General features: G+C 66.7%; 9 protein-coding genes. 4 read left to right on the top strand and 5 right to left on the bottom strand.

Going from position 1 to position 9,641, the window contains the following annotated elements; all coding sequences use genetic code 11:
- The 4 genes from rlmB to KBY86_RS14110 form a co-directional block, all read left to right on the top strand.
- A partial coding sequence (rlmB, locus tag KBY86_RS14125) for a 23S rRNA (guanosine(2251)-2'-O)-methyltransferase RlmB (protein WP_261347630.1) occupies positions 1 to 2,031 on the top strand: 2,031 nt, incomplete at its 5' end.
- A gap of 82 nt (positions 2,032 to 2,113) precedes the next feature.
- On the top strand, positions 2,114 to 2,362 hold the full coding sequence (locus KBY86_RS14120) for a DUF1816 domain-containing protein (protein ID WP_094513405.1): 249 nt from the start codon (positions 2,114 to 2,116) through the stop codon (positions 2,360 to 2,362).
- A gap of 30 nt (positions 2,363 to 2,392) precedes the next feature.
- Complete coding sequence (gene gatA, locus KBY86_RS14115) at positions 2,393 to 3,853, top strand: Asp-tRNA(Asn)/Glu-tRNA(Gln) amidotransferase subunit GatA (RefSeq protein ID WP_255141592.1); 1,461 nt, start codon at positions 2,393 to 2,395, stop codon at positions 3,851 to 3,853.
- A 93-nt stretch (positions 3,854 to 3,946) separates the two neighbouring features.
- On the top strand, positions 3,947 to 7,480 hold the full coding sequence (locus tag KBY86_RS14110; protein WP_255141591.1) for a DNA polymerase III subunit alpha: 3,534 nt from the start codon (positions 3,947 to 3,949) through the stop codon (positions 7,478 to 7,480).
- Positions 7,481 to 7,542: 62 nt separating this feature from the next.
- Here KBY86_RS14110 and KBY86_RS14105 read toward each other — a convergent pair whose 3' ends face one another.
- From KBY86_RS14105 to rpsO, 5 genes are all read right to left on the bottom strand, one after another.
- The gene (locus tag KBY86_RS14105) at positions 7,543 to 7,839 is read right to left on the bottom strand and encodes a hypothetical protein (protein WP_255141590.1); all 297 of its coding nucleotides are present in this window, start codon (positions 7,837 to 7,839) and stop codon (positions 7,543 to 7,545) included.
- A gap of 49 nt (positions 7,840 to 7,888) precedes the next feature.
- A complete protein-coding gene (locus KBY86_RS14100; RefSeq protein ID WP_144037023.1) occupies positions 7,889 to 8,035 on the bottom strand; it encodes a lmo0937 family membrane protein in 147 nt (48 codons plus the stop codon).
- A 350-nt stretch (positions 8,036 to 8,385) separates the two neighbouring features.
- Positions 8,386 to 8,634: a CsbD family protein gene (locus tag KBY86_RS14095; RefSeq protein ID WP_255141589.1), complete on the bottom strand. Its 249-nt coding sequence runs from the start codon at positions 8,632 to 8,634 to the stop codon at positions 8,386 to 8,388.
- A gap of 246 nt (positions 8,635 to 8,880) precedes the next feature.
- The gene (locus KBY86_RS14090) at positions 8,881 to 9,315 is read right to left on the bottom strand and encodes a PAM68 family protein (RefSeq protein WP_255141588.1); all 435 of its coding nucleotides are present in this window, start codon (positions 9,313 to 9,315) and stop codon (positions 8,881 to 8,883) included.
- Positions 9,316 to 9,323: 8 nt separating this feature from the next.
- Positions 9,324 to 9,593 carry a 30S ribosomal protein S15 gene (gene rpsO / locus KBY86_RS14085; protein ID WP_094513390.1) on the bottom strand — a complete coding sequence of 90 codons (270 nt, stop codon included), beginning with the start codon at positions 9,591 to 9,593 and terminating at the stop codon, positions 9,324 to 9,326.
- Positions 9,594 to 9,641 lie beyond the last annotated feature (48 nt).

Genomic DNA, 9,641 nt, shown 5'->3' with positions numbered 1-9,641 from the left:
GGCGAAGGCCGCCCGGCCCGGGTGATCAGCTCACGTCCCGCCGGTCGCCGGCCGGAAGCGGGAGCGGCACCGGCCGAGGGCGGCGGCGCCCGCTTCGGTGGCGGTGGTGCACGATTCGGCGGCGGTGGTGCACGATTCGGCGGCGGCAGTGGTGCCGGCGGCGGTGCGCGCTTCGATGGCGCTGGTGGCGGCGCCCGCTTTGGTGGTGGTGCCCGCTTCGGCCCCCGTCGTGGCACGGAAGATCGCGCCGGGGGTGAGCGGCGCTTTGGCGAGCGGCCCGGTGGGGAGCGGCCTGCAGGTGATCGGCCCTCTGTGGACCGCCCAGCCGGCGATCGCCCCTCCAGCGACCGCCCTGGCGGCGATCGGCCCTCGGGCGCCCGCCCGTTCAGTGAGCGCCGCTTCGGCGATCGCAGGCCGGAAGGTCGTCCCTCCTTTGGTGGCCGTCCCTCTTTCGGCGGCCGTCCTTCCTTCGGCGGCCGCCCCACGGGCCGGCCGCCCTTCCGCAAGCCCCCCTTCTCCGCCCCCCGGCCTGATGGCCCCGGCGCTTCCGGCGGGGTGTTCGTCGACCGTGGTGCCAGCGAGCCGCCGGCAACGGGCGAATCGGAACGCTTCGGCGCCGAACCGGCCGATGATCTGATCTGGGGACGCCATCCCGCCCAGGCCGCCCTGGAGAGCGACCGGCCGATTCACCGCATCTGGTGCACCCCTGAGCTGCGCTTCGCTCCCCGCTTCCTGCAGCTGCTGCGCGAAGCCAAGGCCGGTGGGGTGCTGGTGGAGGAGGTCACCTGGGCCCGCCTCGGCCAGCTCACTGGTGGAGCGGTGCACCAGGGGATCGTGCTGCAGGTCGCTGCCGCCGAGACCCTCGATCTCGGCACCTTGATCGACGGTTGCCGCGGCATCGGCGAGCCGCCCCTGCTGATGGCGGTGGACGGACTCACCGATCCCCACAACCTCGGCGCGATCGTTCGCAGCGCCGAAGCCCTTGGCGCCCATGGCCTGGTGCTGCCGCAGCGCCGCAATGCGGGCCTCACCGGCTCGGTGGCCAAGGTGGCCGCCGGCGCCCTGGAGCACCTGCCCGTGGCCCGGGTGGTGAACCTGAACCGCTCGCTGGAACAGCTCAAGGAGGAGGGCTACCGGGTGGTGGGCCTGGCTGAAGAAGGCACGGTAAGCCTCACGGAAGCCGATCTCGACGGCCCGCTGGTGGTGGTCACCGGCTCGGAGAGCCAGGGGCTTTCGATGCTCACCCGCAAGCACTGCGACCAGCTCATCCGCATTCCGCTGCGGGGCGCCACGCCCAGCCTGAACGCCTCGGTGGCCACGGCCCTGCTGCTCTATGAGGTAGCCCGCCGCGGCTGGATGCAGGCGATCACCGGCAATGCCCCGGCTCCACGCATCGTGCGTCCGCAGCTGCCGAGCAAGGCGGCAGCCAGCACCAGCGCAGCCGCGCCAGCGGCAGCCAACGTAGGTGCAGAGGCCGCAGCGGCGGTTGACCATTCGGCAGCCGTTGGTGACGACCCGGACGCTGTGTTTTCGGCCGATGAGGAGCGGCTGGCCCTTGAAGAGGAGCAGCCTGTTGCTGGGCTGCTGGCCGTTGCGGAGGAGCTCCTCGTCGCTGCTGAGGAGCTCCTCGCCGTTGAGGGGGGGGGCCTTGTGGTTGAAGAGCTGTTGGTTGATGCGGACGTTCTCGTCGTTGAAGAGCAGCGCGCCGTTGCCGAGCAGCTCGCGGATGGGGACTTCACAGCCGATGCAGAGGTGCTCGCCGATCGGGCACGTTCCGTGAGTGGGGAGAGGCACCTGGATGAGGAGCTGGAGGAGGAGGCAGCGGCTGCTGAGGAGTTCCTCACCGGCGTCGAACCGGAACCGGTGGGGCAAGCAGAAGCAACGGAGTCCGCCACTCCCCCGCCGCCTGAGAGCACCAGCGAGGCGGCCGCTGGCACGGCACCCCCGGCAGCTCCCTCAGCGCCTCTGGAGCTCACCCTGGAGCTCTCGCCGACCAGCCCCACGGGCTTTCAGGGGGACATCCAGCTCTGAGTCCGACGGTGCACACCATTCGGGAAAAACGGCTATGGACGGCCCCATGCGAGGGCACAATGGGTCGGTACGAAAAGCCTGAATGGACGCCCTGATCCGGCCTTTGCGCAGCCTGGCGAACGGTCTGGGGATGGCATGGTGGGCGCGGGTGGAAACCCACGATCCCAACGTCATCTATTGGTTCGGCCCGTTCATGCGGCGCCAGGAGCTGGAAGTGGAGCTGGAGCACTTTCTCGCCGATCTTCAGGCAGAGGCGCCCGGCGGGCTGAGCCATGAAATCCTCCGCACCCACCGGGGCGAACCCCTCACCGACGTCCAGGAGCCCGGCTGATAGCGTCCCACCAGCAACGATGGGCTTGGGATGGGGATCGCCGAATGGCGTGAGCGGCTGCAGAGCGGAGATGTGTCTGCCCGTGAGCTCACCGATCACCACCTGGCCCGCATCGATGCGGTGGATCCCACCGTGCATGCCTACCTGGAGGTGACGGCGGAGAGGGCCCGCGCCGATGCCGATCGCATCGACGCCGCCCGTGCCGCCGGTGAGACGCTGCCGCCGCTGGCCGGCATCCCCCTGGCGATCAAGGACAACCTCTGCACCAAGGGCATCGCCACCACCTGCTCCAGCCGCATGCTGGAGCACTTCGTGCCGCCGTACGAATCCACCGTCACCGAGCGGCTGTGGCAGGCCGGCGCGGTGCTGCTGGGCAAAACGAACCTCGACGAGTTCGCCATGGGCAGCTCGACCGAAACCTCCGCCTTCGGCCCGAGCCGCAACCCCTGGGACCCGGAACGGGTGCCGGGCGGCAGCTCCGGCGGCAGCGCGGCGGCGGTGGCCGCCGGCGAAGCGATGGCGGCCCTCGGCTCCGACACCGGCGGCTCGATCCGCCAGCCCGCTGCTTTCTGCGGCGTGGTGGGGCTCAAGCCCACCTACGGCCGGGTGAGCCGCTGGGGGCTGGTGGCCTTCGCCAGCTCGCTCGATCAGGTGGGCCCGTTCAGCACCAGCGTGGCCGATGCCGCAGAGCTTCTGCAGGTGATCGCCGGCGCCGACCCCCGCGATGGCACCTGCCTGCAGGCCCCCGTGCCGGATTACCGGGCCGCGCTGCGGCAACCCATCGCCGGTCTGCGCGTGGGTCTCGTACGCGAATGCTTTGAACAGGAGGGTCTGGATCCCCAGGTGAAGGCGTCGGTGCTGGCGGCCGCCGCCCAGCTGGAGGCCCTCGGCTGCGAGCTGGTGGAGGTGAGCTGCCCCCGCTTCAACGACGGCATCGCCACCTATTACGTGATCGCCCCGTCGGAGGCGTCGGCGAACCTGGCCCGCTACGACGGTGTGAAGTACGGCTTCCGTTCCGAGCAGGCCGGCAGCCTGGCGGAGATGACCGCCCGCAGCCGCGCCGAGGGCTTCGGCGACGAGGTGCAGCGCCGCATCCTGATCGGCACCTACGCCCTCTCCGCCGGCTACGTGGATGCCTTTTACAAGAAGGCCCAGCAGGTGCGCACCCTGATCCGCCGCGACTTCGACGCCGCCTTCGGCCAGGTGGACGTGCTGCTCACCCCCACCTCACCCACCACCGCCTTCCGCTTCGGCGCCCACGCCGACGACCCGTTGGCGATGTACCTGGCCGACCTGCTCACGATTCCGGCCAACATGGCGGGCCTGCCGGCGATCTCCTTGCCCTGCGGCTTCGACGCCGACGGCCTGCCGATCGGTCTGCAGCTGATCACCGGCGTGCTGGAGGAGCCGCGCCTGCTGCAGGTGGCTCACCACTACGAACAGGCGGCGCGGGTGATGGACAGCCGTCCTGAGGCGGCCCTGGTGGCCTGAGCCGGCGATGCCTGAACAGGGAACTGAACGCCAGATCTAGTGGTGTGCCCGTAGGGTAAGCACACCCCGTAGTGGTTCAGCCACCGCACGCCCTTGGCTTTCGTTCCGCTCCACAACCACAGCGACTACAGCCTGCTGGACGGGGCCAGCCAGTTGCCGCAGATGGTGGAGCGCGCGGTGGAGCTGGGCATGCCGGCCCTCGCCCTCACCGACCACGGCGTGATGTATGGCGCGATCGAACTGCTGAAGCTGTGCCGCAAGGCCGGCATCAAGCCGATCATCGGCAATGAGATGTATGTGATCAACGGCTCGATCGAGGATCCGCAGCCGAAGAAAGAACGCCGCTACCACCTGGTGGTGCTCGCCAAGAACGACACCGGCTACCGCAACCTGGTGAAGCTCACCAGCATCAGCCACCTGCGCGGCATGCGTGGCCGGGGCATCTTTGCGCGCGCCTGCATCGACAAACAATTGCTGCAGCAGTACAGCGAAGGCCTGATTGTGGCCACCGCCTGCCTCGGCGGTGAGATCCCCCAGGCGATTCTGCGCGGCCGCCCGGATGTGGCGCGGGATGTGGCCCGTTGGTATCAGGAGCTGTTCGGGGAGGATTTCTACCTGGAAATCCAGGATCACGGCTCCCCGGAAGACCGGATCGTGAATGTGGAGATCGTGCGCATCGCCGCCGAACTCGGCATCGAGCTGATCGCCACCAACGACGCCCACTACCTCACCAGCGGTGACGTGGAAGCGCACGACGCCCTGCTCTGCGTGCTCACCGGCAAGCTGGTCACCGACGAAAAGCGCCTGCGGTACACCGGCACCGAATACATCAAGAGCGAGGCGGAAATGGGCCGCCTGTTCGCCGATCATCTCGATGCCGCCGTGGTGGCCCGCGCCATCGCCAACACCGCCATGGTGGCCGAGAAGGTGGAGGCCTACGACATCCTCGGCCGCCAGCAGATGCCGTGCTTCCCGATCCCCGATGGCCACACGGCAGTGAGCTATCTGCGCGAGGTGAGTGAGCAGGGGCTGCGTCAGCGGCTGGGGCTCTCGGCCGCCGAGCCGTTCACGGCGCTCTATGGCGAGCGGCTGGCTTTCGAGCTGCAGGTGATGGAGCAGATGGGCTTCCCCACCTACTTCCTGGTGGTGTGGGATTACATCCGCTACGCCCGTGAGCAGGGCATCCCGGTGGGCCCGGGCCGGGGCTCGGCGGCCGGCTCGCTGGTGGCCTATGCGCTTGGCATCACGGCGCTCGATCCGGTGGAACACGGCTTGCTGTTCGAGCGCTTCCTCAACCCCGAGCGCAAGTCGATGCCTGACATCGACACCGACTTCTGCATCGAGCGGCGCGGCGAGGTGATCGAGTACGTCACCCGGCGCTATGGCGACGACAAGGTGGCGCAGATCATCACCTTCAACCGCATGACCTCCAAGGCGGTGCTGAAGGATGTGGCGCGCGTGCTCGACATCCCCTACGGCGACGCCGACCGGCTGGCCAAGTTGATTCCTGTGGTGAGGGGCAAACCGGCCAAACTCGCCGAGATGATCGGGCCGGAGTCACCGGCACCGGAGTTCCGCGACAAATATGAAAACGACGCCAATGTGCGCCGCTGGGTGGACATGGCCCGCCGCATCGAAGGCACCAACAAAACCTTCGGTGTGCATGCCGCCGGTGTGGTGATCGCCGCCGAACCGCTTGATTCGCTGGTGCCGCTGCAGCGCAACAACGACGGCCAGGTGATCACCCAGTACTTCATGGAAGACGTGGAGGCGATGGGGCTGCTGAAGATGGACTTCCTCGGCCTCAAGAACCTCACCATGATCGAGAAGACGGTGGATCTGGTGGAGCGGGGCAGCGGTGAACGTATCGACCCCGATGCCCTGCCGGCCAATGACCCCGGCACCTATGAACTGCTGGCCCGCGGTGATCTGGAAGGCATCTTTCAGCTGGAATCCAGCGGCATGCGCCAGATCGTGCGCGATCTGAAACCCTCTTCCTTGGAAGACATCTCCTCGATCCTGGCGCTCTACCGCCCCGGCCCGCTGGATGCCGGCCTGATCCCCAAATTCATCAACCGCAAGCACGGCCGCGAAGCGATTGATTTCGCCTGCCCGGCCCTGGAGCCGATCCTGAAGGAAACCTACGGGATCATGGTGTATCAGGAGCAGATCATGCGGATCGCGCAGGATCTGGCCGGCTATTCGCTGGGGGAAGCGGATCTGCTGCGCCGCGCCATGGGCAAGAAGAAGGTGTCGGAGATGCAGAAGCACAGCAGCCAGTTCGTGGAGGGGGCCACGGCCCGCGGCGTGAACAGTGCGGTGGCGGAAAAGCTGTTCGAGCAGATGGTGCTGTTCGCGGAATACTGCTTCAACAAGAGCCACTCCACCGCCTACGGGGCGGTGACGTATCAAACCGCCTATCTCAAGGCGCATTATCCGGTGGCCTACATGGCTGCCCTGCTCACCGTCAACGCCAGCAGCACCGACAAGGTGCAGCGTTACATCGCCAACTGCCAATCGATGGGCATCGAGGTGATGCCGCCCGATGTGAATGCCTCGGGCATCGACTTCACCCCGACCGGCGATCGCATCCTGTTCGGGCTCTCGGCGGTGCGCAACCTCGGCGATGGCGCCATCCGTCAGCTGCTGGAGGCCCGCCAGGCGGAGGGGCCCTTTGCCTCGCTCGCTGATCTCTGCGATCGCATCCCCACCAACCTGATGAACCGGCGGGCGCTCGAATCGCTGATCCACTGCGGTGCCCTCGATGCGCTGGAGCCCAACGCCAACCGCGCCCAGCTGATGGCGGATCTCGATCTGGTGCTGGATTGGGCAGGCTCACGCGCCCGCGACCGCGCCAGCGGCCAGGGCAACCTGTTCGATCTGTTCGCCGCCCCACCCGCCAATGGCGGCGGCAAATCAGGCGGCGGCGCTGATCACAGCATGGCGCCGAAAGCTGCCCCTGTGGCCGACTATCCGCCGAAGGAAAAGTTGCGGCTGGAGAAGGAACTGGTGGGCTTCTATCTCTCCGATCACCCGCTGCGGCAACTCGCGCAGCCGATCCGGCTGCTCTCACCGATCGGCCTGGCCACGCTCGAGGAGCAGGCCGACAAGGCGCGCGTGAGCGTGGTGGCGATGGTGCCGGAGATCCGAAATGTCACCACCCGCAAAGGTGATCGCATGGCGGTGCTGCAGATCGAAGACCTCACCGGCACCGCCGAAGCGGTGGTGTTTCCGAAAACCTTCGCCCGGCTCTGCGATCACCTGATGGTGGATGCACGGCTGCTGATCTGGGCGTCGGTGGATCGCCGCGACGACCGCGTGCAGCTGATCGTGGACGATTGCCGCGCCATCGATGATCTGCAGCTGCTGCTGGTGGAACTGGAGGCCGAGCAGGCCGCCGACATCGCCGTGCAGCATCAGCTGCGCGAATGCCTGGTGCGGCACCGGCCGGAGCAGGACGAAGCGGGGGTGCGGGTGCCGGTGGTGGCACTGGTGAAGCTGCACGACCAGACCCGCTACGTGCGCTTCGGCCACCAGTTCTGCGTCCGCGATGGCGCGGCCGCCGTGCACACCCTCCACGCCGCCGCCTTCACCGCCCGGCTGCACTCACCCCTGCAGCTGGCCTGAGGCCTGGCTGATGCCGATGGGCCCCTCTGGATTGCTCAGATGGAGCAGTGGCGCGGGCGCCATCAGAGCCCGTATCTGCGCAGCGTTTCCTGCCGGCAGGTGCGTTCAGCCGCCTTGAGATTGCTGTTGAAATCAAACTGCCTGAGAAAACATTGGCATGTGGATTGCGTCAAGCCTTCCGGCACGTTCTGACCCGAACGCCTCACTTCATCGCTCACGGCAAGCTGGCAGAAGTGCATGGCCAGATTGCGAGCATTGAGGCTCTGCGCCCTAACTGCCGCCGGCAGCGCCGGCACCACGACAGGCAAAGCCAATGCCAAGGCCAGCTGAAGCCTGAAGGGTGCAAGCAGATGGTTCATGGGGCCAGAAGCAATGGGATCCGCCTTGCAACAAGGGATCGGGGTGCGATCAGACCCTCGTCCGTTGAAGCAGCCGCAGCACAAGAATGACAACAGCCACAACGAGAAACAGATGAATCAGCCCACCCAGGGTGAACGAACTGACAAGACCCAGCAGCCACAACACAAGCAGCACGACGGCCACGGTTTCCAGCATGGGAGGTTCTCCTGAAGAACTCAATTGTCGTTAACGTCGATAAAAGCTGGCAACAACGAGCGAAAGGGAGGCATGTTCCTTGAATCCCTGAGCCTGGTCAGGCGGCGTGGAAGGACGCCTTGATCGGGCGGGCGGAAGAATAGACCCGGTGCTTCAACGCGCCACGCGAGAACCACTGTTCCAGGCAAAAGCCTCAGTGGAAGTGTTTCGCAGTGGCAGTGCTTCAAGGGAAACCCCGCACAACCATCAGGCGGAGCGGAGCACACCCTGCTTCAATCCTGCCGGGAGGCCACAGGGTGAATGCAGCCCATCAGCCTGGGAGCATCAGGACTGTGAGCGCTTGGTCCTGGTCAGTTGATCTTGTCGGCGGCCTTGGAGGTGGCATCGCTCACCTTGTTCGCGGTCGACTTCACGCCCTGTTTGATGTCGGAGCCGGCCTGCATCGCTGCAGCCTGCACCTGTTTGGCCTGCCCTTTGAGCTTTTCGCCGGTGTCTCCGGTGAGTTCGCCGTGGGCAGCTTCAAGCCGGCCTTCCGCTTGCTTGGCGGAGGCAGAGAGATCTTTGGACATGATTCTGGCGGCAAAGGGGGTGGTGGTCACGAAGCTGGTCGAGGCCATTGCAGGGGGCTGAAACACGCAAGAGGCGAACATCACGACCACGGCGAGAATCAGGGAAATCGGGAACCTCCGATCCATTCGTTTCATTGGCTAGGTCTGCATGGGCACCCCCAACAGCTAGCCAGCGCTCCCCCAAGCGGCCACGAACGCACCATGAACGGGCCAGCATGGATTCATTCCAGGGCAGATCTGCAGCACTTCCAGGAGCACCGCTGAAATGGCGGTGAGTCAGCCGGGCGCGTTGCTGCCCTGGCGCATCGCCCGGATGGAGGCACGCACGCGGCTGATATTCACACCGATCTGCTCGAAGCCCAGCAGGCTGCCGGCCGCGTCTTCCCAGCTGGCCGAGAGCACGCCATAGCTGAGGCCCAGCACACCCAGCAGGAACAGGCCACCGGACACCGCGAGGGTGAGCACCGGGGGGACGTCGTAGATGTTGCGGCTCACCAGCAGGTAGCTGACCACGAACGCGGACATGCCCAGCACGGAGGGAACCCCCGTGGCCAGGGCGATGCGGCGTGCCATGCGGTTGGCAACAGCAGGCGGAATCACTTTCGCCCCACTGGCCTTGGCGGCAGCGCCGCCGCCAGATTTGCCCGCTCCCGCCGTGGCAGAGGGGGCAAGACCGGAGGCCTTCGGGCGGGGCTTGCGCTTGGCCGCCATGGATCCGCTCAGCCCCGGATGCCGAGCTTGGCGATCAGCTGGGCGTAGCGATCTTCGCTCTGGGCGCGGAGATAGCCGAGCAGGCGCTTACGGCGCCCGATCATCTTCAGCAGACCCTGGCGGGAGGAGAAATCGTGCTTGTTCTGTTGCAGGTGACCGGTGAGCTGGGAGACCCGCTCGCTCAGCATCGCCACCTGCACCTCGACGGAACCGGTATCGGTGCCGTGGGTTTGGTGGCTGTTGATCAGTTCCTGTTTCTTGGTGGTGTCGAGCGGCATGCCGGCGTCGGGCCCTGACGGTGCAAACAGACAACTTACCGCCCCGTG

Origin of the sequence: Synechococcus sp. Lug-A (genome assembly GCF_024345655.1) — a bacterium.
In the GTDB taxonomy this organism is placed as follows: domain Bacteria; phylum Cyanobacteriota; class Cyanobacteriia; order PCC-6307; family Cyanobiaceae; genus MW101C3.
This window is presented reverse-complemented; position numbering and strand designations above follow the sequence as displayed.